Source organism: Oryzifoliimicrobium ureilyticum, assembly GCF_037199735.1.
Classification (GTDB): domain Bacteria; phylum Pseudomonadota; class Alphaproteobacteria; order Rhizobiales; family Rhizobiaceae; genus Rhizobium; species Rhizobium ureilyticus.
Window position 1 is genome coordinate 73,709 of sequence record NZ_JBBBVQ010000022.1, and the last position, 25,361, is coordinate 99,069.

Below are 25,361 nucleotides of genomic sequence, written 5' to 3' on the forward strand. Positions count from 1 at the left end.
CAAGACGGAGAAACCAGACAATGGCAGTGAGCGCGAACCGGCTTGAACTTCTGCAGATTGCAGATGCTGTGGCACGCGAAAAGGTGATCGACCGCGAGATCGTTCTCGCTGCGATGGCCGATGCAATTCAAAAGGCAGCTCGCTCCCGTTACGGATCGGAATCCAATATCCGTGCCGACATCAATCCGAAGACCGGCGAAATTCGTCTTCAGCGTCTTCTCGAAGTTGTCGACAAGGCGGAAGACTATTCGACGCAGATCCCTCTTGAGCTGGCGCGGGATCGCAACCCCGATGCGCAGCTCGGCGATTTCATTGCCGAGCCGCTGCCGCCGATGGATTTTGGCCGTATTGCCGCCCAGTCTGCCAAACAGGTAATTGTTCAGAAGGTACGCGAAGCCGAACGCGACCGCCAGTTCGATGAGTTCAAGGATCGCGTCGGAGAAATCGTCAACGGTACCGTCAAGCGCGTCGAGTACGGTAACGTGATTGTCGATCTTGGCCGCGGGGAAGGCATCATTCGCCGCGACGAGATGATTCCGCGCGAAAATGTCCGTTACGGCGACCGCGTTCGTGCTTATGTCTATGATGTTCGGCGCGAACAGCGCGGTCCGCAGATCTTCCTGTCGCGTACGCATCCGCAATTCATGGTCAAACTTTTCACCATGGAAGTGCCTGAAATCTACGACGGCATCATTCAGGTGAAGTCGGTGGCACGCGATCCTGGCTCGCGCGCTAAGATCGCCGTTATTTCCAACGATTCCTCAATTGATCCTGTCGGCGCCTGCGTCGGTATGCGCGGTAGCCGCGTTCAGGCTGTCGTCGGCGAATTGCAGGGTGAAAAGATCGACATCATTCCTTGGTCGCAGGACCCTGCGACATTCGTCGTCAACGCTCTGCAGCCGGCTGAGGTTGCCAAGGTGGTGCTGGACGAAGATGCCGAGCGCATTGAAATGGTCGTCCCCGACGAACAGCTTTCGCTGGCCATCGGCCGCCGCGGACAGAACGTACGCCTCGCTTCCCAGCTGACCGGTTGGGATATCGACATCATGACCGAGGCCGAAGAGTCCGAGCGTCGCCAGAAGGAATTCAACGAGCGCACAAATCTATTTATGGACGCGCTCGACGTTGATGAAATGGTCGGCCAGGTCCTTGCATCTGAAGGTTTCGCTGCTGTCGAAGAACTTGCCTATGTCGATCTCGACGAAATTGCCTCCATCGATGGTTTCGATGAGGAAACGGCACAGGAAATCCAGCAGCGTGCTCGCGAGTATCTTGAAAAGATCGAAGGCGAGATGGACGAAAAGCGCAAGGCGCTGGGTGTATCCGACGAGTTGCGGCAGATCGATGGCCTCAATGGGCGCATGATGGTGGCGCTCGGCGAAGACGGCATCAAGTCGATCGAGGATTTTGCAGGCTGCGCGGCAGACGATCTCGTCGGCTGGACGGAGCGCAAGAACGGCGAGACCAAGAAGTTCGAAGGTCTCTTCTCCAAGTTCGACGTTTCACGCGTCGAAGCAGAACAGATGATCGTCCAGGCGCGCCTCTTGGCCGGCTGGATCACCGAAGAAGATCTCGCGCGTCAGGCAGAGGTCGAGGATACGGACGCCGAGACGGCCGCAGAAGCATGATGGCCGCGGCCGATGCGTCTTCTCACGATGACGGGCTTGCCGACTATGACGGCAACAGCCGCATGTGCATTGTGACGCGAGAAACGGGATCGCCCGATGAACTGATCCGGTTTGTCGCGGCGCCTGACGGAAAAGTGGTTCCCGATCTGAAGCGTACGCTTCCGGGCCGGGGATGCTGGGTAAAAATCGATCGAACGCTGGTCGAGCGTGCGGTTGCAAAGAAGTTCTTCGGGCGCGCCCTGAAGCGAGATGTAGAGGTGACCGACAGCCTGCCCGCCGAGGTGGATAAGCTTCTGTCGCTGCAAGTGATGCAGATGATGAACATGGCGCGCAAGGCGAGCCAGTTCATCACCGGCGCAGCAAAAGTGGACGTTGCCATTCGCAGCGGTTCCGCAATTGCCGTCTTTCACGCCACCGATGCGGCTGAAGATGGTGTGCGGAAGATCAATCAGGCCCGCAAGGCCTGGCATCTCGGCACTGACGCCGAGGAAGAAATACCGTCCTTTTGTCTCTTCTCGGAGAGCGAAATGGCGGAAGTGATGGGCCAGAATGCTTTTATCCATGCTGCAGCGCTTGCGGGGCAGGCAGGAGAGGGTGTAGTGAAGCGCGCAAAGATGCTCGAACAGTACCGCAACGGCGGTCAGTCCCGGGCACCGGGCGGCGCTGGCCGGCAAAAGCAATGACAGGGTCACCGGACATGTCCGGCTTCCTTTCATTGATCGACAGTATGTGAACGATAGGGATTAAAGGCGTCATCGCTTCCCTGTCCGAAGGAACGGGAACGAATGACCGATAGTAATGACGACAAGACGCTGAGCGTAACGGGCAAGAAGACTCTCACCCTGAAGCCATCAGGAATGAGCCAGGGCACCGTGCGCCAGGACATGGGTCGCGGCCGCACGAAGGCTGTCGTCGTCGAGACGAAAAAGCGGCGCCCAATACGGCCTGAGGACGAGCGTCCAGTCGTGAGCGCGCCAGCGCCGCGTGCTGCCGAACCGGCTCCAGCACCGCAACCACCAAGGCCACCGCAGCAGACACGCGGCTACCAGCCGAGCGGACAACCTTCGCGTCCGCAACCGTCTGCGCGCCCGCAGCAGCCTTCACAGCCGCCGCGTCAGCAGGATCGGGCACGGCCCGTCGTGCTGAACGGCCTTTCTCCGGAAGAAATGGATCTTCGCCGTCGCGCGCTTGCCATGGCCCAGGCCCGTGAAGCGGAAGATGCCGTTCGTCGTGCCGAGGAAGAAAAGCGCCGCGCCGAACAAGACGCCATTCGCAAGGCTGCGGCCGAGGAAGAGGCACGTCGTCAGGCTGCCGAACAGGCCGCTGCAGCGGCCTCCGCAGCTCTTGAAGCCAAGACGGCAGAGGTTGAACCCCAACCGGCTGCCGCTCCTGCACCCGCTGCTGTCGAGCGCCCCGCCGTTGTGGCTCGCAACGATGCGCCGAGAAACCAACCAGCTGCCCCGACGCGCCCTGCCCCTTCGCAGGCACGCCCAGCACCCGCGTCTCCGGCGCCGGCCGGCAGAGGTCGTCATAACGACGGCGACGAGGACGATCGCGGATCNTGTGGCTCGCAACGATGCGCCGAGAAACCAACCAGCTGCCCCGACGCGCCCTGCCCCTTCGCAGGCACGCCCAGCACCCGCGTCTCCGGCGCCGGCCGGCAGAGGTCGTCATAACGACGGCGACGAGGACGATCGCGGATCGCGCGGTGGCCCACAGCGCGGCCGCGTTGTTCGTCCTGAGCCCGCTAAGCCGGTCACGACACGTCCGAAGGGTGAAGAAGATCGCCGCCGTGGCAAGTTGACTGTCACAACGGTTAGCGAAGATGAGGACGGTACGTCACGCGGTCGTTCGTTGGCGGCCATCCGCCGCCGTCAGGAGAAATTCCGCCGCAGCCAAATGCAGGAGACTCGCGAGAAGATTTCGCGTGAAGTCGTTCTGCCCGAGACCATCACGATCCAGGAACTGTCACAGCGTATGTCCGAACGGGCTGTCGAAGTGATCAAGTATCTGATGAAGGAAGGTCAGATGATGAAGCCGGGTGACGTCATCGACGCCGACCTTGCTGAAATCATCGCGACCGAATTTGGTCACACGGTCAAGCGCGTATCGGAGTCTGACGTTGAAGAAGGCATCTTCAACATCAATGATACCGACGGCGAGATGCAGTCCCGTCCGCCGGTCGTGACCATCATGGGTCACGTCGACCACGGTAAGACATCGCTGCTTGACGCCATCCGCAAAGCCAATGTGGTTTCCGGGGAAGCTGGCGGTATTACCCAGCACATCGGTGCTTATCAGGTCGAGCATAACGGCCAGAAGATCACCTTCATCGATACACCGGGCCACGCCGCGTTTACGGCAATGCGTGCTCGCGGTGCTCAGGTTACCGATATCGCCATTCTGGTGGTTGCCGCCGACGACAGCGTCATGCCGCAGACGATTGAATCCATCAATCACGCCAAGGCGGCCGGCGTTCCGATCATTGTTGCGATCAACAAGGTCGACAAGCCTGCTGCCAACGCACAGAAGGTTCGCACGGAACTTCTTCAACACGAAGTCTTCGTGGAATCGATGGGCGGCGAAACGCTTGACGTCGAAGTATCGGCAAAGACCGGTCACGGTCTCGACAAGCTGCTTGAAGCAATCCTGCTTCAATCCGAAATTCTGGATCTTAAGGCCAATGCGAACCGCACGGCTGAAGGATCTGTCGTTGAAGCCAAGCTCGACCGCGGTCGCGGTTCGGTTGCGACGGTTCTGATCCAGAAGGGAACCTTGCGTCCTGGGCAGATCATCGTCGCCGGCGATGTCTGGGGCCGTGTTCGCGCTCTCGTCAACGACAAGGGCGAGCATATCAAGGAAGCTGGCCCTGCCATGCCGGCCGAGGTTCTCGGTCTTTCCGGCACGCCTCAGGCAGGTGACAAGTTTGCCGTGGTCGAAAACGAAGGCCGGGCACGCGAGATCTCTGAATACCGTCAGCGTCTGGCCCGCGATAAGGCGGCTGCACGCCAGTCCGGTCAGCGTGGTTCGCTCGAACAGATGATGACTCAGCTTCAGACGGCTGGTGTCAAGGAGTTCCCGCTGGTCATCAAGGGTGACGTGCAGGGCTCTATCGAAGCCATTGCTGGTGCTCTGGACAAGCTAGGCACGGATGAAGTGCGCGCCCGGATCGTCCATTCGGGCGTCGGCGGTGTAACCGAGTCGGACGTTTCGCTGGCAGAAGCCTCCAACGCGGCCATCATCGGCTTCAACGTCCGCGCCAACGCGCAGGCACGATCCGCTGCAGAGCGCGCCGGCATCGAAATTCGCTACTACAACATCATCTATGACCTCACGGATGATGTTAAGGCTGCGATGTCCGGTCTTTTGTCTCCGGAACGGCGCGAAACGTTCCTCGGCAATGCCGAGATCTTGGAAGTGTTCAACATCACCAAGGTCGGCAAGGTCGCAGGTTGCCGCGTTACCGAAGGCAAAGTGGAGCGTGGTGCAGGCGTTCGCCTTATCCGCGACAACGTCGTCATCCACGAAGGCAAGCTCAAGACGCTCAAGCGCTTCAAGGACGAAGTTTCCGAAGTGCCTGTCGGTCAGGAATGCGGTATGGCCTTCGAAAACTACGAAGATATCCGCGCTGGCGATGTGATCGAGTGCTTCCGCGTCGAGCATATTACCCGTACGCTCTAATTATCGGCGTGACAAAATAAGGATACGGGCGCCGGATGACTATCCGGCGCCCGCCTTTTTAAGCATGGCGCATTTTTGAAGAATGAGGCCAGCTTACTTCTCTGTTGGCATGCATGTATTGCCGTAACCGGCTCCCGCTTCGGCGGGACATGCTGTAGGATGAAAAGAACATGGCAAAAAAGACCACATCCTCCGCTCCGTCCCAGCGTATGCTGCGGGTTGGCGAGCAGGTTCGCGCCGCAATTACGCAGGTGTTGCAGCGTGGCGAAGTGCGGGATGATCTCATCGAACGCACCGTCATATCCATATCGGAAGTTCGCATGTCGCCCGATCTCAAGATCGCCACGGCCTATGTCACGCCACTTGGCGTTTCCGACCACGGCACCGTCATCGACGCCCTTAATCGACATGCGAAATTCATTCGCGGCCGTATGGGATCAGATTTGCGGCAGATGAAGTATATGCCCGAAGTTCGGTTCCGCGACGACACCAGCTTCGACAATTATAGTAAAATCGACGCGCTGCTACGCTCTCCCGAAGTGGCGCGCGATCTCGACAGCGACGACGCAAAAGACGAATAGCGAAAACATAAAACATGTCTAAACCTCGCAAGCCCAAGGGCCGGCCTGTTTCCGGCTGGCTTATCCTCGACAAGCCGGTCGATTTTGGCTCGACCGAAGCCGTTTCAAAGATCAAGTGGCTGTTCAAGGCTCAAAAATGCGGCCATGCCGGCACACTTGATCCCTTGGCCTCCGGTATGCTCCCAATCGCTCTTGGGGACGCGACGAAGACCGTTCCTTATGTGATGGATGGTCGCAAGATATATGAATTCACGGTGACCTGGGGCGAAGAACGCTCTACCGACGATCTGGAAGGCGAAGTTACGCACCAATCCGATAACCGGCCGCATGAGGAAGATATCCGCGCGTTGCTGCCTTCCTATACGGGCATCATCAATCAAATCCCCCCTCAATTTTCGGCAATCAAGATTGGCGGCGAACGTGCTTATGACTTAGCGCGTGAAGGTGAGGCCGTTGCCATTCCAGCGCGCGAAGTTGAGATTTTCCGCCTGACGCTTTTGTCTTGCGAAACGAACAGGGCGCACTTCGAGGTAGAATGCGGCAAGGGGACCTATGTTCGAGCGCTTGCACGCGACTTTGGCCGCGAGCTTGGCTGCTTTGGCCATATCTCTGATCTGCGTCGAACATTCGTTGCGCCATTTTCCGAAGACAGCATGGTGGCACTTTCGGAGCTCATCGCGCTTGAGAAGATCGAAGACGCGGACGAACGGCTCGCCGCCCTCGACGCCTTGTTGATCGACACAAGCGAGGCTTTGTCCACCTTGCCGCATCTGGTGATTAACGACGACCAAGCACATCGGCTGCGGATGGGCAATCCTATCCTGGTTCGCGGCCGGGACGCGCCCGTAGCCGAAAGCGAGGCTTATGCCACCGCCAGAGGCAAGCTGGTCGCGATCGGTGAAATCGGACAGGGCGAATTCCGTCCGAAGCGGGTGTTCGTATAAAGCTGTAGCCTCGCTTGGCCAAGTTCATCGCCGGGACGCTTGCAGACCGACTCGGCCAAAGGCCTTATGGTGTTTTTTCTTTCCATAGCGCTGCATTTCAGTTATAGGCAGCGCCAACTAGTCTTCAGAGGCTAGCTATTCACGGCCAAAGCTGGACGACATCCCGGCTTATGGCGTCCCGTTATCCTCTTTTAGAAAGGATCTACCGATGTCGATCACTGCAGAGCGCAAGCAAGCTCTTATCAAGGAATATGCACGTTTCGAAGGCGACACCGGCTCTCCGGAAGTTCAGGTCGCAATTCTGACCGCGCGTATCAATAACCTGACGGAACACTTCAAGGACCACAAAAAGGATAACCATTCCCGCCGTGGCCTGTTGACGCTGGTTTCCAGCCGTCGTTCGCTTCTTGACTACCTCAAGAAGAAGGATGAAGGCCGTTACACCTCGCTGATCGGTAGCCTGGGTATCCGCCGCTAAGGTTTTCAGGCGGGCGCTCCATCAGGAAGCGCCCGCCTTTATTTTAAAGGGCATTGCCCATCGTCAGCCGCGGCACTTTGGCAGCGGCATACAAAGGCGGATCCGGATGGGCCGGTTTCGCCAAAATAACCGCAGACCTGTCATGGGGCAGGATTGCTGGATGCTTTCGGCGGACGCTATACCGCCACGCTTCTGAAACGAAGTATTTGCAAAGCTTCCTGTTGTCTTGCCCGTGATGCGTCGCACCAATGCGGTCGAAAGCCCGCTCTGCCCGTTTTTTTAAACCAGGCGTGCTTTCCCGTATGAAGGACAAGAATATGTTTGATACACATAAAGTTGAAATTGAGTGGGCAGGCCGCCCGCTGAAGCTGGAAACGGGTAAGATCGCGCGTCAGGCCGATGGCGCTGTTCTGGCGACCTACGGCGAAACCGTCGTGCTCGCCACGGTCGTTTCGGCAAAGGCTCCGAAGCCGGGGCAGGACTTCTTTCCGCTGACCGTCAATTATCAGGAAAAGACCTATGCTGCCGGTAAAATCCCTGGTGGCTACTTCAAGCGTGAAGGCCGTCCTTCTGAAAATGAAACGCTTGTTTCGCGTCTGATCGACCGTCCGATTCGTCCGCTCTTTCCTGAAGGCTACAAGAACGACACCCAGGTCGTCGTAACTGTTGTCCAGCACGACCTGGAAAACGATCCAGACATCCTTGCGCTGGTTGCAACCTCGGCCGCTCTGACGCTCTCTGGCGTTCCTTTCATGGGTCCCGTTGGCGGTGCGCGTGTCGGCTATATCAACGGCGAATATGTCCTCAATCCGCATCTCGATGAGATGGACGAGTCGAGCCTTGATCTGGTTGTGGCCGGAACGCAGGAAGCCGTTCTGATGGTTGAATCCGAAGCCAAGGAACTGCCGGAAGACGTCATGCTCGGCGCCGTCATGTTCGGTCATCGCGGTTTCCAGCCGGTCATCGATGCGATCATCAAGCTTGCCGAAGTTGCTGCCAAGGAACCACGCGACTTCCAGCCGGAGGATTATTCCGAACTCGAAGGCGAGATGCTCAAGCATTTCGAAACCGAGCTGCGCGAAGCCTACAAGATCACGCAGAAGGCGGATCGTTATGCTGCCGTCGATGCCGTAAAAGCAAAGGTCAAGGCCCACTTCTTGCCAGAAGAAGGCGAAGCCAAGTACACGGCCGAGGAAGTCGGTGCGATTTTCAAGCACCTGCAAGCCAAGATCGTTCGCTGGAACATTCTCGATACCAGCTCGCGTATTGACGGTCGCGACCTCAGCACCGTTCGTCCGATTGTTGCTGAAGTTGGCATTCTGCCACGCACGCATGGCTCTGCGCTGTTCACGCGCGGCGAAACGCAGGCACTGGTTGTCGCCACCCTCGGCACCGGCGAGGACGAGCAGTTCGTCGATTCCTTGACGGGCATGTACAAGGAGCAGTTCATGCTCCATTACAACTTCCCTCCCTACTCGGTGGGTGAAACAGGCCGTATGGGTTCTCCGGGTCGCCGCGAAATCGGTCATGGAAAGCTCGCATGGCGCGCCGTCCATCCGATGCTGCCCCAAGTCGAGCAGTTCCCCTACACACTGCGCGTCGTTTCCGAAATCACCGAGTCAAACGGTTCTTCCTCGATGGCCACGGTCTGCGGTACGTCACTGGCATTGATGGATGCGGGCGTTCCGCTTGCAAAGCCGGTTGCCGGTATCGCCATGGGCCTTATCAAGGAAGACGAGCGTTTCGCTGTTCTTTCCGACATCCTGGGCGATGAAGATCACCTTGGCGACATGGACTTCAAGGTCGCCGGTACCGATAGCGGCATCACTTCGCTTCAGATGGACATCAAGATCGACGGTATTACCGAAGAGATCATGAAAGTCGCTCTGAACCAGGCCAAGGACGGACGTCTGCATATCCTCGGCGAAATGGCCAAGGCTATCTCCGAAAGCCGCGGCCAGCTCGGCGAATTTGCACCGCGTATTGAAGTCATGAACATTCCGGTCGACAAGATCCGCGAAGTCATCGGCTCCGGCGGTAAGGTTATCCGCGAAATCGTTGAAAAGACCGGCGCCAAGATCAACATCGAAGATGACGGCACCGTGAAGATCGCGTCTTCTTCCGGCAAGGAAATCGAAGCAGCCCGTAAGTGGATCCACTCGATCGTAGCTGAGCCGGAAATCGGTCAGATCTACGAGGGTACCGTTGTCAAGACGGCCGACTTCGGCGCATTCGTCAATTTCTTCGGCTCACGCGACGGTCTTGTTCATATTTCGCAGCTTGCGAGCGAGCGCGTTGCAAAGACGACGGACGTCGTGAAGGAAGGCCAGAAGGTCTGGGTCAAGCTGTTGGGCTTCGACGAACGCGGCAAGGTTCGCCTTTCCATGAAGATTGTCGATCAGGCAACGGGTGTTGAAATCGTCGCTGAGAAAAAGAAGGATGAAGCGGCCGAATAAGCCCGTCTTCTTCTCGATCAGTCGGGCGCGGGAGGTCATTCCGCGCCCCTTTTTATATGATAGTGGTTGGTGCCATGAGCCTCGATACGTTGAAGACCTTGTTTCATCCCTTTGCCAGCCAGACGCTAGACGCGCCGCAGGAAGGTGAGCGTGTGCTTTTTCTCGGCGCCGAGGCGGGTTTTGCGCTGCCCAAGGACTTTACTGCCGAACTGACGGCGGTCCAGCCGCTCCGTCCGCTCTACAGGCAGCTTGCGGCGCAGCGCATCGACGTCCATCCGACCTTGCCAGGCGCTTCTTACGACATGGCTCTGGTTCTGTGCAGCAAGCACCGCGGTGCCAATGAAAACAATATCGCGACGGCGATCGCAGCAACGCGCGATGGCGGCCTCATCATCATTGCAGGCGGCAAGGAAGACGGCATTCAATCCCTGCGCAAGCGTGTGGAAGGAATGGGCCTTCATGTCGAGCACATGCCGAAGTATCACGGCGTCGTTGTCTGGTTCCAAAAATCGGCGGCGGCTGAGCAGGTGGGTCAAAAACTCAAAGGTCATCCCGTCGATGTCGATGAGCGATTCAAAACGGCAGCCGGCATGTTCTCCCACGACCGCATCGATGCAGGCTCGGAGCTTCTGGCGAGCCGCCTGCCGACAGGACTGACGGGTGACGTGGCAGATTTTGGCGCAGGTTGGGGTTATCTGTCTGTCGAGCTTGCCGAACGGTCTCCAGGCGTTTCTCGTCTTGATCTTTATGAGGCCGATTATGCAGCGCTCGAAGCCGCCAAAGACAACCTCAATAGGAACTGCCCTGATGTGGCTGCGCGCTTCTTCTGGCACGATCTTTCCGGCGAACCCATCAAGGACAAGTATGATTTCGTCATGATGAACCCGCCCTTCCATGAGGGCCATGCGGCTGATCCCGCAATCGGACAGGCGATGATCAAGGCTGCGGCTGGTGCTCTAAGGGGTGGAGGACGCCTCATGTTGGTCGCAAACCGCGGCTTGCCCTATGAGGAAATCCTGTCCGGCAATTTCCGCGAAAGCGGCGAAACATGCAGGAACGCCCGTTTCAAGATCCTTTGGGGCAAAAAATAAGTACATACGAGATCCGCTGTCTCGATCTACTTCATCCCCTAGCAAAAATAGCTTTAGAGCCTAGTAAATCCTTCATTAACTGACTCTCATGCGGCTTCTTTTACCACTGTTCGGTAGAAGTGCGTCATGTTTGAAACGCTGTCTCTGCTGATCGGTACTCACGCTCCGTGGTTTGTCGTCGCGGCTGTCTTCATCTGCCTGATTGGTGCGTGCTTGGTTTCCGACCTGAAGCACAGCTATTCGCACTTGGGTCGCCCATATCGATATCTTTGGTTGATCGGTATCGCGTTGACAGCGGGTCTTAGCGTCTGGACGACGCATTTCATCGCCATATTGGGATACCGGCCGGATTTCGTGCTCGGCTTCGACGGTCCGATCACGCTGATGTCCGCGGTCGTCGCCATCACCGCCGTTGGCATTCCACTGGCTCTGTCTGTCATAAGGCCCGGCTTGATCTGGCGAGCAGGCCTCGGCGCTATTGGCGGATTTGGCATCGGCGCGATGCACCAAACCGGCATGCTGGCTATTACAGGATGTGTCGTGCGAACATCCGCGGGCACGAATATCTTCGCTTTGCTGATGGGAGCTTTCTTTCTGTCGCTATCTTGCCTAGTGCAGAGGACAAAGCTTTCCAAGATCCTGTCGCCTTTGTGTTTTGCACTTGCCGTCTCTTCCACCCATTTCGGAGCTCTGCTCGGGACCTATATGTTCCATACGCATGCCTTCGCCTCCGGCGCGGACGAACACCTTCTCCTGACCGTTTTCACCGGCGCTGGCGCTGCGATCCTGTTTCTCGGGGCGATTGCTGTCATGGCGATGGCTCGGAATCTCGAAAGCAAGCAGAAAGCCCACTCGATTGCCCTTTCGACGGCGCTCGACAACATGTCGAACGGCCTGATCATGATTGATCGGCGGAACTGCCTTGCCCTATTCAACAAGCGTTTCATGGAGATGAACAGACTTGGACGGGGCGACATCTGGATCGGCATGTCTGTGGACCGCCTTCTCGACGCCTTGCATCGGTCTGCACGCTGGTCGCCCGAGCATCGCCAAAAAGCAGAACAGTCCCTACAACGTTGGCTGACGCTGGCGGATGGTGATACGGACGAATTTATCGCCGGTGATGGGCGGGTCATCGAGGTGAACTCTCGCACAACGGAGGTCCGCAGTGGTGTGGTCGTGACCTTTGACGATATCAGCCGGGAGCGCGAAGCACAAAAGCGCATCGCCGATCTTGTCTATATCGATCCGCTGACAAAGCTCGGTAACAGACGGGCTTTACAGCGACAGATGCAGGAGGATTTCGATCCCAAAAAGCGCTTCAAACTCGTTCTGATCGATCTGGACGGGTTCAAGTCTGTCAATGATACCTACGGGCACCATGTCGGAGATCAGATCCTTTTCGAGGCCGGCCAGAGGATTGTCGTAACATCAGGGGTAAACGGTCTTGTGGCGCGCCTCGGCGGCGATGAATTGGCAGTTCTGGTTTACGGCGATTTCGACCAATCCATGGACGTCGCGACGAGGATTCTTGCGGCGGTGAACGACCCATTCGTCGTCGACAACCAGATGATCTCGATCGGCTGCAGCATCGGGATTTGCTGTTCTGACGATACAATCGACGTACAACACGTCATGCAGCAGGCCGACATCGCACTTTACGAAGCCAAGCGAAGCGGTGGGGCAAAGATCTGCATCTATAAACCTGGAATGTTGGAAGCTGTCGCAGAGCGCCAGAGGCTTTCAGATGACATGCGCCAGGCAATCGACCGAGGACAACTGCATCTCGTCTATCAGCCGGTCTACGCCTTTTCCCGCGATTGCATCATCGGCTATGAAGCGCTGCTGCGCTGGCAGCATCCTGAAAAGGGCCCGATATCTCCTGACATCTTCATTCCGCTCGCGGAAGAGAACGGCCAGATCTTCGAGATGGGCAAATGGGTGCTGGAAGAGGCATGCCGGGAGGCAGCTTCCTGGCCAAACGACCGCTATGTTGCCGTGAACGTGTCTGCAACACAGCTTAGATCCCCGCTCCTACTAGCCCATCTCACCGGTGCGCTGGCAAAGAGCGGATTGTTGCCGCACCGACTTGAGATAGAGCTGACGGAAACTGCGATGGTGACGGATCGGAAAATGATCTGCGGCATCTTCCATTCTCTGAGGCAGCTCGGGATTACGGTCGCGCTGGACGACTTTGGCACCGGCTATTCCTCGCTCGCGCATCTTAAGGACTTCTCTTTCGATCGCATCAAGATCGATCGAAGCTTCGTTGCGTCGGCTGAAGCAGATCCGCAGGCCTTGGCCGTTCTGCGAGCGATCGCACAAATTGGCAAAGAACTGAAGATATCGATCCTGTCCGAGGGCGTCGAGACAGACAGTCAGCTCGCTCTCGTGCGGGCGGTCGGATGCGATACCGTTCAAGGTTATCTCATTGGCAGACCCGACAGGCTGGTCGCGGAAGAAAAGCGGCTGACGGCTTGAGCGCCGAAATGAGCATCTTAGCCTGCACCAAGCAACAAGTGGCAATGATTCGCTGGCCGTCAAACGGTCATGCTCAATGCGGCTGCAATCCTTTGCCGGCGCAGCCGCATTGAGTCATGAATTCGAACCCGCTTTTTCAAGCGGCTATTCGGTGTCGGCAAACCGCAAGGTTTCAAGCGTCGGCATCGACGTAATGTTGTAGCCCGCGTCGACGAAATGGATCTCGCCGGTTACACCGGTCGACATGTCCGAGAGAAGATAAAGCGCCGAATTGCCGACCTGATCGATGGTGACCGTCTTGCGCAAGGGGGCGTTACGTTGGTTCCACGCCAGAATTGCACGGGCGTCGGAAATGCCGGCACCTGCAAGCGTACGGATCGGGCCAGCAGAGATCCCGTTAACGCGGATGCCTCGTGGGCCATAATCGGCCGCGAGATAGCGTACGGAGGCTTCCAGCGCGGCCTTAGCAACACCCATGACGTTATAGTTCGGGATGACCCGCGTGGAGCCATTATAGGTCAGCGTCAGCATCGCACCGCCATCTTCCATCAAAGGTGCGCAGCGCTTTGCTATTTCCGTAAAGGAAAAGCATGAAATAACCATGGTCCGGCTGAAGTTTTCACGGGTCGTATTGGCGTAAAGCCCCTTCAGCTCGTTCTTGTCGGAAAAACCGATCGCGTGGACAACAAAGTCCAACCGACCCCAGCGCGTGGCAATCTCTTCCACGACAGCGTCAATGGAGGAGATATCCTCGACGTCGCAGGGCAGGAGGAAGTCTGAGCCGAGTTCCGCCGCCAGCGGCTTGACACGCTTTCCGAGGGCCTCGCCCTGATAAGTGAAGGCGAGCTCTGCACCGGCAGCGGCGACAGCCTTTGCGATACCCCAGGCGATGGAGTGATTGTTTGCGACGCCCATAATGAGCCCGCGCTTGCCCTGCATGATTCCCGTCATATTTTTTATCCGTTATAGCGCTGGAACACGAGCGTGGCGTTGGTGCCGCCGAAGCCGAAGGAATTGGAAAGAGCGATATCGATCTTGGTATCGTCGATCCGCTTGCGGACGACCGGCACACCTTCGAATTCCGGATCCAAGGTCGCGATATGCGCGCTTTCGCCGATAAAGCCGTTCTGCATCATCAGCAGCGCATAAATGCTCTCCTGAACGCCTGCAGCACCGAGGGAGTGGCCTGTCAGCGACTTGGTGGACTGGACATGCGGGATCTTGTCACCAAAAACTTCACGGATGGCACCGATCTCCTTGCTGTCTCCGACGGGCGTGGAGGTGCCATGCGTGTTGATATAATCGACGTCGCCCTTGATGGTGGAGAGCGCCTGCCGCATGCACCGGACCGCGCCTTCGCCCGATGGGGCGACCATGTCGTATCCGTCTGAGGTTGCGCCGTAGCCAACGATCTCAGCATAGATTTTGGCGCCACGCGCCTTGGCATGTTCGAGTTCCTCGAGAACGAGAACGCCTGCCCCCCCAGCGATGACAAAACCGTCGCGATCGACGTCATAAGCGCGAGAGGCTTTCTCAGGCGTCTCGTTGAACTTGGAAGACATCGCGCCCATGGCGTCGAAGAGGTTGGACATGGTCCAGTCGAGATCTTCGTGACCGCCGGCGAACATCATGTCCTGCTTGCCCCACTGGATCATCTCCGCCGCATTGCCGATGCAGTGCGCTGATGTCGAGCAGGCAGAAGAGATGGAATAGTTCACGCCGTGGATCTTGAACCAAGTCGCAAGCGTGGCGGAAGCGGTCGATGACATGGCCTTCGGCACTGCGAAAGGACCGATACGCTTCGGACTGGTATTTTTGCGGGTCGTATCGGCAGCTTCCACGACGGTTCGGGTCGAAGGACCGCCGGACCCCATGATGATCCCCGTCCGCTCGTTGGCGGCGTAGTCCTTTTCTTCGAGACCGGCATCGGCGATGGCCTGGTTCATCGCGACATGGTTCCAGGCTCCGCCCTGAGACAGGAAGCGCATGGCACGACGATCCACCAGATCCGTGGTGTCGAGATTTGGACGACCCCAGACCTGGCACTTGAATCCGTGCTCGGCAAAATCAGGCGAGAAGGAAATCCCTGATTTCGCGTTCCGTAGCGAGTCCGTAACTTCGGTGGCATTGTTTCCAATGGAGGAAACAACACCAAGACCCGTGACAACTACCCGTCTCATTTCGTTCGACCTTTTCGTTGTTCTATCGTGAAACCAGATGCGCGATCGCTATTACGCGGCCTTTTCCTGGAAAAGGCCAACACGCAGATCGGTCGCCTTGTAGATGACCTCGCCATCTGCCTTCATCCAGCCATCTGCGATGCCGAGGACAAGCCGTCCACGCATCACACGCTTGAAGTCAATTCCATACTCAACGAGTTTCGTCTTGGGCGTGACCATACCGGTGAATTTCACCTCGCCCGTCGAAATCGCTCGTCCTTTGCCAGGTTCACCAAGCCAACCGAGGAAAAAGCCGGTCAGCTGCCACATTGCATCAAGCCCAAGACAACCAGGCATCACGGGATCACCTTGGAAATGGCAGGGAAAAAACCACAAATCAGGCGTGATGTCGAATTCGGCGCGCACGAAGCCTTTTCCATGCGGGCCGCCATCTTCCGAAATTTGAGTGATCCTGTTGAACATCAGCATCGGCGGCAGCGGAAGCTGTGCGTTGCCGGGGCCGAACAATTCGCCGCGCCCACAGGTTAGGATCTCCTCATAATTGAAGCTTGATTGTCTGGTGGTCATGAACGTTAAAGATTCCCCGCAAAGTGCCGTTGATGGAGTGTTTAGTGCAAGTGTGGCGGAAAATGAAGCATTAGCATGGCCGGCCCATCCGCTTGTCTTGGTTAACACCCAAGTTGGTGGTCGCATACAGCAAGGGCAAGGCAACAGCCAGACCAATTTTCATCATCAGGTCGCTGGATGAGCTGTTTTTCGGGGTCCGGGCGCCATTGTGCCTATTGAAAGCCTTTTTTGTAAAAGTTATATGGCTTATAGAAACATGATTAAATGACGATAGATTTTCAGGGTTCTCCGATGGCGATTGGAACGCCGATACCGATCGAGACACGGCTGCGTAAGGCGGGGCTTCGTCCAACGCGCCAGCGCGTCGCGTTGGGAGAACTACTTTTTGCGAAGGGCGACAGGCATCTGACCGTTGAAGAGCTTCACGAAGAAGCGCAAGATGCGGGTGTGCCGGTGTCGCTAGCGACCGTCTACAACACGCTTCATCAGTTCACGGAAGCGGGTATTCTGCGCGTTCTTGGCGTCGAGAGTGCAAAAACCTATTTCGATACCAATGTTTCCGACCATCATCACTTCTTCATCGAGGGCGACAACGAAGTTCTCGATATCCCGATCAGCAACCTGACGATCGATAACGTTCCGGAGCCGCCGGACGGCATGGAAATCGCGCATATCGATGTCGTCATTCGTCTGAGGCCGAAGCGCTAGATTATAGTGCGTTTCGACATTTATCCTCTACATCACGTCATCGGGATGACGGCCTGGTTGGTGCTTATAGGTGGGAAAGCTCCAGCCGAAGTAGAGGGCGCCTCCGCGCACGGCAAAAGCCGCAGCCACTCCGACGGCTGAAGACGCCAGCGATGGGAAGCTGAGATAGCTGGCAGTGGTGAAGGTTGCCGCGCCGACGATGGCAGCCGTGATGTAGATTTCCGGCCGGAGCAAAACCGAAGGCTCGTTTGCAAGAAGATCTCGAAGCACGCCCCCGAATGTTGCGGTCAACGCGCCAGTTACGATGGCAATCGTGGGAGAACCCGTGGCGGCCAGCCCTTTGGCGGCGCCCATGACGCAGTATGCAGCCAATCCGACCGCATCAAGCCAAAGCAGGAGCTTGTAACGCGATTCGAAAAGATGCGCGGTGAAGAAGACAACCAGCGCGACAGCGCAGCAGACCACGATGTAGACCGGATTCAAAACCCAAAAGACCGGCACACGGCCTAAAACGATATCGCGAATGGTCCCGCCGCCGATGCCGGTGGCGGTTGCAAAAAAGAAGAAACCGATCAGATCCAGCTGCTTTCGAGAGGCGGCAAGCGCGCCCGTCGCGGCGAACAACGCCACGCCCACATAATCAAGATAAGCCAGAAATGACATAGACCGCTCCGGACGCCCCCGCTCGGATAAAAACCATGGCCGCAAGACCGACGCAAGGCGATCGTGCGAAAATGGCTGATAACCCTGGCGTCCCTGCACGAGAAAGCTTGAGTCTTGAAGAAGCGTTTTGCGATTATCAGCCTTTGCCTTTTGACCTTGGCCTCTTCCTATGCCGCCGCCCAACAATCCCTGGTCGACGATCCGGTCGCCTTTGAGCAAAAGCATTTTCAGGCGCAGTGCAAAGAGGCATCCTTTTCAGGCGCATTCGCGAGCCGTATCGACATCAACAACGACGGCCTGACGGACGTTGTCATCAATGAAGGGGAATTGACCTGCGAGGGCGAAAAGGGACCGCAATGCAATGACGACGGATGCCCCTATAACTTTTACGTTCAAGTCGCAGAAGGCGGCTATCTCCTGATCGCGACAGCCCAGATGTTCGGCTACGAGATGGAAAAGCGCTACGGCAATATGGTGCTCGATATGAAGATGAATCCGCGCTTTTGCGACCGTAGCGGCGGCGATCCCTGCGTCATCATCTCACGCGTGCGCGGCGTCAAGTTCTTCACCATTTCTAAAAAGTAGCCGTGCCACGCTGATCGCGAGATCAGCGTGGATAGAGTTCCGACGTTCGTCCGGCGAGGTAATAGCCGACAAGTCCGAACCACTCGCGAACGGTCGTCGAGAGATTCTGGACATTGAGGCTTGGCTGCGTGAAGTCGAGCGCAAAGCGGACTTGCCCATCGGTGCGGTAATCTGTTGGCCAGGGGATGATATCGATGCTTAACTTACGGAAAATTCCAACCGAACGCGGCATGTGATAGCCAGATGTGATCAGCAGGCAGCCAGTCAGGCCGTTATCGGCCAAGAATTGCTTGGTATTGATGGCATTTTCGAATGTCGTTCGCGAGGTTTTCTCGCTGATGAGCCGATCTGCAGGGACCCCGAACATGGGAAAGAAGCGATCGGCTGCGGCAGCATCGCCCTCATAGACGCCGGAAAGGGAGCCGTCCCCGCCGGAGATCAAAATCTTTGATGCCGGATATTTGCGGGCGAGACGCAAAGCCTCAATGAAGCGATCGGCGCCGGCATTAAACTCTATTCCATGCCTGACTGTGTTGACCTCATTTTCAAAGGCTCCGCCGAGCACGATCATGCACTTGACGTCAGGGGGATCGGACGGCTTCGGAAAGCGGTTTTCCAGCCCTTCCATGAGAAAATTGCCGGCCGACGTGAAGAAGGCGACGAACAGTATCGCTGTTGCAAGGGCTGAACAGCCCAGGGAAAGTGCCCGCCTCCGCAAAATGATCGCAACGAGCGTCAAAAACACCAGGAAGAATGCCACTGACAAGGGCTGGCCGAAGACCCAGGCGAGTTTGGACAAGACGAACACATCGATCTCCGAAAGAGGAAGGCAGCCTTCGCTCTATCAGCTTTGGCTATGTCGGGAGTGTGACAGCTACCGTATTCGCTCGATGGCCGGAACCGATTTCTTCAACGTGACACGCCGGCGACGGAACGATGACGTGTGGGCTTTAAGCCGCTACGCCGTCTTATTCAACAGAAACCGCAAGAGGCTGACGGCTTCAGGATTCAAACGACCCGTGGTACCGATTGTCTTGCACCTTGGTCTTCATATTGAGAGCATCATGAAAAGCTTGGCTGATGACGGAGAACTTAATCGCCTGCCAATATCGATAGGCACGAATGAGATCCGTGGATAACCAGCAGTCACCGCGATAGCCTTGTTCCGACCAGCCGAAATAGCCCTGTTCACGCGCCTTGGAAAAAAGCCGTGACGTGTGGCTTGATGATATCGAGTAGCGTTTGGCCATGAGGCTCGGCGAGACGGTGCCAAGCGAAACGCGCGCATGCTCCCTCCAATCATCGGGCGCTGCCATCACAAGGTCATGAAGGATGCTGCTGCCTGAATCGGATTTCACGAAGTTTGCCACGCCGGGCGCCGGGCGAAACCAGTCATCCCGATTGCGAAGCAACCTCATCATCCTTGGATGCGCATAGCAGATCAAGCTCAGGTCTGCATTCGACAAGTCGATCCGTGATCCGCCGTCGATCAGATCCAATGCCTCAAGATGCGCATGGAACCAGACGCGAATGAGTTGCTCAGCCATTTCGCTGACTTCGAAGACACGCTGTCGACGGTCATGGGAGGCGACCTCCTCCACATAACGACGATGGCGCATCTCCATCAGGAAAGACAGAATCGTATTCCTGCTCGCAATCGGCAATCCGTCGAAAAAGCCCACAACGTTACCAGGCGTCACCGGCGGCTTCATCGGGTCAAGCTTTCGCTCGAAATGCAGCGCGATGGTCGCCTGGCTGACCATCCATCGCTGAATGTCGGCGAAATGGCGAACTTCGCGCGGAAGGCGCTGATGCAAATCGAGTAGGGTCTGAATGGTGTGCACAAGCGCAGTAGAGAAGTTGCCCGACTGGACAAGCTCCTCAGGGGAATAGAATGAAGCACCAATCGCGTGCTCTGGCGTTCTTCGCTCTGCTGGCAACATATGATTGTCCACGAGATTGCTTCGCCTTTTTCCGACATACGATGGGACGGGAAATGAGGCAAGGAAGCAGCAGACGAGATGCCTGAAAAGTGAGAATGAGGTGCAATTTCTCTTAAATTTGCAACTTAAAATAGCACGATCGGGCAAAAGATTTGATCATCAGAAGCGTGAGATAATTTTTAAGGAAATTTGGTGGAGCTAAGCGGGATCGAACCGCTGACCTCTTGCATGCCATGCAAGCGCTCTCCCAGCTGAGCTATAGCCCCATCAGGGTGGTCCGGCATACCGGTCCTTGGGAACCCTGCAGTTCATCGCCCTGCGGGGTGGCGGCTTATTACTTCTGGTTCTGCCAGATAGCAAGCCCAAAAAAGAAGGTCCGGCACTTTTTTAGCCGGACCTTGCCGATGATCAAACTTCGTCGTCGTCGCGCGAGCCGATGAGGTCGCTCATGTCGTCGTTGTCGTCGTCTTCGTCTGCTTCGAGGAAGGTATCGTCATCGCCTTCGATTTCGACATCATCGTCGCCGATATCTGGAATATCGTCGCCGGATGCCGGATCATCGGCATCCTCGAGCGCGACGAGTTCAACTTCCGGATTTTCCGTATCAACTTCGGCGACTTCGTCTTCTTCTACCACTTCCTTCAGAGCAGATGTCTCTTCAAAGAAAGAAAGCGGATAAGACTTTCCGGTGTAGGGAGAAACGATCGGATCCCGGTTCAGGTCGTAAAACTTCTTGCCGGTTTCCGGATCGGTACGCTTGGTTCCAAGTTCAGCTTTCGCCATAACGCGCCTCGTAAGTAGCCGAATGCACAATTCGGCAAGTGCCGTGCAAGCCGGCTTTCCGTTCAGATAGATAAGGTCGGTCCCATAATTGCTGCGGAAGGCGATGTCAAAGCTAAACTTCACGATGGCGCCGGCAATGGAACGCGCACGTACCGCGGACAGCACCAATGGCGTAAGAAGACTTGGCCTTCCCCTGCATTGCCGTTATGACGCTCAAAACCGAACACGGCGCGTTGAATGATGAGCAAAGGCCGATGACAGCAACCTTTACGATTGCAATTGATGGACCGGCCGCCGCCGGCAAAGGGACCTTGGCGCGCTGCCTTGCCGAAACCTATGGTTTCCATCACCTTGATACCGGACTGACCTACCGCGCGACGGCCAAGGCGCTGCTTGACGCCGGGATGCCCTTGGACAACGAACTCATTGCCGAGAAGATCGCGCAGCAAGTCGATCTCGCTGGTCTCGACCGGAGCATCCTTTCCACGCACCAGATTGGCGAGGCCGCATCGCGAATTGCCGTGATGCCGGCCGTGCGCCGGGCACTTGTGGAGGCGCAACGGCATTTTGCCCTTAAACCTCCGGGCGCTGTCCTCGATGGCAGAGACATCGGCACCGTTGTGTGCCCAGACGCGAACGTCAAACTTTACGTTACGGCAGCCGCCAATGTGCGGGCAAAACGACGCTACGAAGAAATCATCGGCAACGGACTTGCTGCCGACTACGACGAAATCTTCAAGGATGTGCAAAAGCGGGATGCGCGCGATTCAGAGCGCGCCGATAGCCCAATGCGACCGGCAGCCGACGCACACTTGCTTGACACCTCGAAAATGAGTATAGAGGCCGCGTTTCAGACTGCAAAATCGATCATCGATGCTGCGCTGATCAGAAATAAGACATAGCTGGGCGTTTGCATCAAGCTTAAAAGTTTGAGCCTTGCCTGCTGAAAATAAGCCTGAAGCTCCGTCCACGCGCCGGATGTCCCAGAAGGGACGGACTGGACTTCAGGCACGTTCAACACAAACCAACGGCGCATTCGCGGTATCTTGATAAAGATGCCGTTCAGGAGATTTTATGTCAGTAGCTACCCCCTCTCGCGAGGATTTTGCGGCCCTTCTCGAAGAATCCTTTGCTCAGCATGACCTGGCCGAAGGTTATGTCACCAAGGGCATCGTGACCGCCATTGAAAAGGACGTCGCCGTTGTCGACGTCGGTCTCAAGGTTGAAGGCCGTGTTCCGCTGAAGGAATTCGGTGCAAAGGCCAAGGACGGTTCGCTGAAGGTCGGCGACGAAGTCGAAGTTTATGTCGAGCGCATCGAGAACGCCCTCGGCGAAGCTGTTCTTTCGCGCGAGAAGGCTCGCCGCGAAGAAAGCTGGATCAAGCTCGAAGCCAAGTTCGAAGCTGGCGAGCGCGTTGAAGGCGTTATCTTCAACCAGGTCAAGGGCGGCTTCACCGTCGATCTCGACGGCGCTATCGCCTTCCTGCCACGCAGCCAGGTCGACATTCGCCCGATCCGCGACGTCACCCCGTTGATGCACAACCCGCAGCCCTTCGAAATCCTCAAGATGGACAAGCGCCGCGGCAACATCGTCGTATCGCGCCGTACGGTCCTCGAAGAGTCCCGTGCTGAGCAGCGCTCTGAAATCGTCCAGAACCTCGAAGAAGGCCAAGTCGTAGATGGTGTCGTCAAGAACATCACCGATTACGGCGCATTCGTGGACCTCGGCGGCATCGACGGCCTGCTGCACGTTACCGACATGGCATGGCGCCGTGTGAATCATCCGTCGGAAATCCTGTCCATTGGTCAGCAGGTCAAGGTGCAGATCATCCGCATCAACCAGGAAACGCATCGTATCTCGCTCGGCATGAAGCAGCTCGAGAGCGATCCGTGGGAAGGCATCCAGGCCAAGTATCCGGAAGGCAAGAAGATCTCCGGTACGGTCACGAACATCACCGACTACGGTGCGTTTGTTGAGCTGGAGCCAGGCATCGAAGGCCTCATCCACATCTCTGAAATGTCCTGGACCAAGAAGAACGTACATCCCGGCAAGATCCTGTCCACGAGCCAGGAAGTCGAAGTTGTCGTTCTCGAAGTCGACCCGACGAAGCGCCGTATCTCGCTCGGTCTCAAGCAGACCCTCGAGAACCCATGGGCTGCCTTCGCTCGCAACCATCCGACCGGCAGCGCCGTTGAAGGCGAAGTTAAGAACAAGACGGAATTCGGCCTGTTCATCGGTCTCGATGGCGACGTCGACGGCATGGTGCACCTCTCCGATCTCGACTGGAATCGTCCGGGCGAGCAGGTCATCGAAGAGTACAACAAGGGTGACATGGTCAAGGCTGTCGTTCTCGACGTCGATGTTGAGAAGGAGCGTATTTCGCTCGGCATCAAGCAGCTCGGCCGCGATGCTGTCGGTGAAGCTGCTGCTTCCGGCGAACTGCGCAAGAACGCTGTCGTTTCGTGCGAAGTCATTGCCGTCAACGATGGCGGCATCGAAGTGAAGCTCGTCGACCACGAAGACATGACTTCGTTTATTCGCCGTGCTGATCTCTCCCGCGATCGCGATGAGCAGCGTCCAGAGCGCTTCTCGGTTGGTCAGGTTGTCGATGCTCGCGTCGTCAACTTCTCCAAGAAGGACCGCAAGATCATGCTTTCGATCAAGGCGCTTGAAATCGCTGAAGAGAAGGAAGCCGTTGCACAGTTCGGTTCGTCCGACTCGGGCGCATCGCTCGGCGACATCCTGGGCGCAGCCCTGAAGAATCGCGGCGAATAATATCACCGCTCTAAAATGCAAGCCGCCGGATCGACATCATCGGTCCGGCGGCTTTTTTTTGTTTCAACGCAAGGCCAGCTTTCAACCGCTAGTCCAAATGCGCCATCTGCTCATAAAAGCTGAAGGCGATGCTGGAATTTTGCGGAGCCAAACGGGCAGGCTCTTCGGTCTGACGACTTGCGCCGTCGCGCGCTTCTTGCTTCTCATCGTCTGACGGCACTGTCTCGGAGATCTGCGGCTCATCGTGCTGCTCTTCTTGTGGACCCTCTCCGGTCTCCTCACCGTCCTCGGATTGGTGTTCATCACGGTTCGCGTCTTCACGATAGAACGCGCCGGGATCTTCATCCGCTTCAATGCCACCTGTAAACGGATAGGGTTGCGGGACATAGGCAATGCCATCGAACACACGGACGGCCGGGGGCGCCGAGCGGTTCGTGAACACCTCCTGAGCGGTCATGTCGGGATCCTCGCTTGGCAATGCGAGAGCCTGCTCCTCATGAAGAACGCCAGCCGCAGGAGACGCCCCGCTCTGGGGGGCCGCGCGGGTTGATGAATTGACGAGCACTGCCGCGTCCTCGTGATTTTCTCTCAAAGCTTCGTGGACCGCAGCTTCGATCTCTTCAACCGCGTGCATATCCAGTATGGGCAGACCGCCCTCCAACATGATCTTCAGTGGCCGCGCTGAAAAGAGGGTTGCCAACTGTTCGGAAGAGATCCTCGAAAAGACCGCAGCAATTCCTGGCCACGCCTTCGGTACTGCCGGTTCTGATAATACGGCCGCCTTTCCGACCGGCTGATCTTCGTTCGCGCGCGCCGTTAGCTGCTGTTGCGCATCCTCTCTTGGGGACGGCACGCTTGCTGTATCTTGTAAATGATGGGCCGGGGCTTGGTCGGCTAGTTTCGTGCCGCTCTGGGCTCCTGTGAGGCCTGCCGCAGGCTGGCTATGGAGATCTCTCGTTGGCTCAGTGGCACTCGCTAATAATTGATGCCCGCTTTGGGGTTCTGGGGCAGTCGCAGAAGAAGGCCTGGTTTGGACGCTGGCCGCGGTAAGCGGCGGCCGTGAGGCCATCTGTGCCTGTCCGCTTCTTCCACTATCAGGTGATGGCTGGCGGTTCAAAACGGATCGATCAACGACCGTCGGGGATGCCGGCTCCTCTTCGCCTGCGGAAGGAGGCAATTGTTCAGCGTCGACTAACGGCTCTTCGTCCGCGGGAAAGGCCAGAGAGCTTTGCTGTTCCAAAGGATCCGCCTCGATCATGGAATAGGCAGCAGTGAGCGGCGGTCTGTTCAAGGTTTCGAGATAGGTGATCACCTTCTGCGCCTGGGGGCCAGCGGGATTGGCCAGCGCATCGGCCAAGATGCGTAAGGGAACACTCGCCGCCTTGTCGGCAGCTAGAGGAAGATCAACGCTGTCAGTCGCGTTTCCATCCATTTTGGAAATGGCTTCGGCGACCCGTGCTGCGAAAGCGGCATCGCTTTCACCCTGACGGCGGATCAGCCCGAGGGATTTGCTGAGTTGCTGAAGGACATCGAGCAGTGCCTGGATCATCTGCGTGCGGACCGCGAGGACCAGCATGTTCAATTTCCCGGCAACCGGCGAATTGAGCGTCGCGGCCTGCAATTGAGATGTCGGGATAAGGATGGAGCCGTTCCTAGCGGAGGTCGCAGCTTCGGCAGGCGCGGTCTCAGCCCCAGGCATTCGATCAATAGTGGACGCAGGGCGCACGGGAGACAGCATCGCATTCTCCTTCAGGACGGGCGACATCTTGAATTGAGCGAGCCGTGATCATCCGGCGCTGGGCACAACATCGTTACGC

20 protein-coding genes, 1 tRNA gene and 2 pseudogenes are annotated in these 25,361 nt (G+C 57.1%); 14 read left to right on the forward strand and 9 right to left on the reverse strand.

Annotated features, from left to right (window positions below):
- Positions 1–20 precede the first annotated feature (20 nt).
- From nusA to VQ830_RS23765, 10 genes and pseudogenes are all read left to right on the forward strand, one after another.
- Positions 21–1,628, forward strand: coding sequence for a transcription termination factor NusA (gene nusA / locus VQ830_RS23720; protein ID WP_337270639.1), 1,608 nt, complete (start codon positions 21–23; stop codon positions 1,626–1,628).
- Positions 1,625–2,311 (forward strand): RNA-binding protein, encoded by a 687-nt coding sequence (locus VQ830_RS23725; RefSeq protein ID WP_438618585.1) that lies wholly within the window; start codon positions 1,625–1,627, stop codon positions 2,309–2,311. Before nusA ends, VQ830_RS23725 begins: the two co-directional genes overlap by 4 nt.
- A gap of 102 nt (positions 2,312–2,413) precedes the next feature.
- Positions 2,414–3,152: pseudogene (locus VQ830_RS23730) on the forward strand (translation initiation factor IF-2 associated domain-containing protein); the annotation flags it as partial.
- A 77-nt stretch (positions 3,153–3,229) separates the two neighbouring features.
- Positions 3,230–5,309, forward strand: a pseudogene (infB, locus tag VQ830_RS23735) (translation initiation factor IF-2); the annotation flags it as partial.
- A 170-nt stretch (positions 5,310–5,479) separates the two neighbouring features.
- Positions 5,480–5,890 carry a 30S ribosome-binding factor RbfA gene (gene rbfA / locus VQ830_RS23740; protein ID WP_337270642.1) on the forward strand — a complete coding sequence of 137 codons (411 nt, stop codon included), beginning with the start codon at positions 5,480–5,482 and terminating at the stop codon, positions 5,888–5,890.
- A 14-nt stretch (positions 5,891–5,904) separates the two neighbouring features.
- Positions 5,905–6,834, forward strand: coding sequence for a tRNA pseudouridine(55) synthase TruB (gene truB / locus VQ830_RS23745; protein ID WP_337270643.1), 930 nt, complete (start codon positions 5,905–5,907; stop codon positions 6,832–6,834).
- A 208-nt stretch (positions 6,835–7,042) separates the two neighbouring features.
- Complete coding sequence (gene rpsO, locus VQ830_RS23750; protein ID WP_337270644.1) at positions 7,043–7,312, forward strand: 30S ribosomal protein S15; 270 nt, start codon at positions 7,043–7,045, stop codon at positions 7,310–7,312.
- A 317-nt stretch (positions 7,313–7,629) separates the two neighbouring features.
- Entirely contained in the window at positions 7,630–9,768 is a 2,139-nt protein-coding gene (gene pnp / locus VQ830_RS23755) for a polyribonucleotide nucleotidyltransferase (RefSeq protein ID WP_337270645.1), read from the forward strand.
- A 74-nt stretch (positions 9,769–9,842) separates the two neighbouring features.
- A complete protein-coding gene (locus VQ830_RS23760; protein ID WP_337270646.1) occupies positions 9,843–10,859 on the forward strand; it encodes a class I SAM-dependent methyltransferase in 1,017 nt (338 codons plus the stop codon).
- Between the two features lie 126 nt (positions 10,860–10,985).
- Positions 10,986–13,340: a bifunctional diguanylate cyclase/phosphodiesterase gene (locus VQ830_RS23765; RefSeq protein ID WP_337270647.1), complete on the forward strand. Its 2,355-nt coding sequence runs from the start codon at positions 10,986–10,988 to the stop codon at positions 13,338–13,340.
- A 144-nt stretch (positions 13,341–13,484) separates the two neighbouring features.
- Here the strand turns inward: VQ830_RS23765 and fabI are convergent, their stop codons facing one another.
- Genes fabI through fabA form a run of 3 tightly spaced genes read right to left on the reverse strand, consistent with a single transcriptional unit; the run spans position 13,485 to position 16,087 of the window.
- Positions 13,485–14,291 carry an enoyl-ACP reductase FabI gene (gene fabI, locus VQ830_RS23770; protein WP_337270648.1) on the reverse strand — a complete coding sequence of 269 codons (807 nt, stop codon included), beginning with the start codon at positions 14,289–14,291 and terminating at the stop codon, positions 13,485–13,487.
- 5 nt (positions 14,292–14,296) lie between these two features.
- Entirely contained in the window at positions 14,297–15,520 is a 1,224-nt protein-coding gene (fabB, locus tag VQ830_RS23775) for a beta-ketoacyl-ACP synthase I (RefSeq protein WP_337270649.1), read from the reverse strand.
- A 51-nt stretch (positions 15,521–15,571) separates the two neighbouring features.
- Entirely contained in the window at positions 15,572–16,087 is a 516-nt protein-coding gene (fabA, locus tag VQ830_RS23780; RefSeq protein ID WP_337270650.1) for a 3-hydroxyacyl-[acyl-carrier-protein] dehydratase FabA, read from the reverse strand.
- A 291-nt stretch (positions 16,088–16,378) separates the two neighbouring features.
- Between fabA and irrA the strand changes: the two genes are divergently transcribed.
- Entirely contained in the window at positions 16,379–16,795 is a 417-nt protein-coding gene (irrA, locus tag VQ830_RS23785; protein WP_337270666.1) for an iron response transcriptional regulator IrrA, read from the forward strand.
- A 27-nt stretch (positions 16,796–16,822) separates the two neighbouring features.
- On the opposite strand, the gene VQ830_RS23790 is transcribed toward irrA, so the two are convergent.
- On the reverse strand, positions 16,823–17,458 hold the full coding sequence (locus VQ830_RS23790) for a trimeric intracellular cation channel family protein (RefSeq protein WP_337270651.1): 636 nt from the start codon (positions 17,456–17,458) through the stop codon (positions 16,823–16,825).
- 114 nt (positions 17,459–17,572) lie between these two features.
- Here VQ830_RS23790 and VQ830_RS23795 point away from each other — a divergent pair, with 114 nt between their 5' ends.
- A complete protein-coding gene (locus VQ830_RS23795; RefSeq protein WP_337270652.1) occupies positions 17,573–18,043 on the forward strand; it encodes a hypothetical protein in 471 nt (156 codons plus the stop codon).
- Positions 18,044–18,065: 22 nt separating this feature from the next.
- Here the strand turns inward: VQ830_RS23795 and VQ830_RS23800 are convergent, their stop codons facing one another.
- From VQ830_RS23800 to VQ830_RS23815, 4 genes are all read right to left on the reverse strand, one after another.
- On the reverse strand, positions 18,066–18,851 hold the full coding sequence (locus VQ830_RS23800) for a YdcF family protein (protein WP_337270653.1): 786 nt from the start codon (positions 18,849–18,851) through the stop codon (positions 18,066–18,068).
- Between the two features lie 193 nt (positions 18,852–19,044).
- On the reverse strand, positions 19,045–19,986 hold the full coding sequence (locus VQ830_RS23805; protein ID WP_337270654.1) for a hypothetical protein: 942 nt from the start codon (positions 19,984–19,986) through the stop codon (positions 19,045–19,047).
- Between the two features lie 190 nt (positions 19,987–20,176).
- Positions 20,177–20,252, reverse strand: a tRNA-Ala gene (locus VQ830_RS23810).
- 142 nt (positions 20,253–20,394) lie between these two features.
- Positions 20,395–20,769, reverse strand: coding sequence for a TIGR02300 family protein (locus VQ830_RS23815; RefSeq protein ID WP_337270655.1), 375 nt, complete (start codon positions 20,767–20,769; stop codon positions 20,395–20,397).
- Between the two features lie 254 nt (positions 20,770–21,023).
- On the opposite strand from VQ830_RS23815, the gene cmk reads away from it, so the two are divergent.
- Both cmk and rpsA read left to right on the forward strand, forming a co-directional pair.
- On the forward strand, positions 21,024–21,671 hold the full coding sequence (gene cmk / locus VQ830_RS23820) for a (d)CMP kinase (RefSeq protein ID WP_337270667.1): 648 nt from the start codon (positions 21,024–21,026) through the stop codon (positions 21,669–21,671).
- 172 nt (positions 21,672–21,843) lie between these two features.
- Positions 21,844–23,544, forward strand: coding sequence for a 30S ribosomal protein S1 (rpsA, locus tag VQ830_RS23825; protein ID WP_337270656.1), 1,701 nt, complete (start codon positions 21,844–21,846; stop codon positions 23,542–23,544).
- Positions 23,545–23,632: 88 nt separating this feature from the next.
- Here the strand turns inward: rpsA and VQ830_RS23830 are convergent, their stop codons facing one another.
- Positions 23,633–25,282 (reverse strand): hypothetical protein, encoded by a 1,650-nt coding sequence (locus VQ830_RS23830; RefSeq protein ID WP_337270657.1) that lies wholly within the window; start codon positions 25,280–25,282, stop codon positions 23,633–23,635.
- Positions 25,283–25,361: the final 79 nt, after the last annotated feature.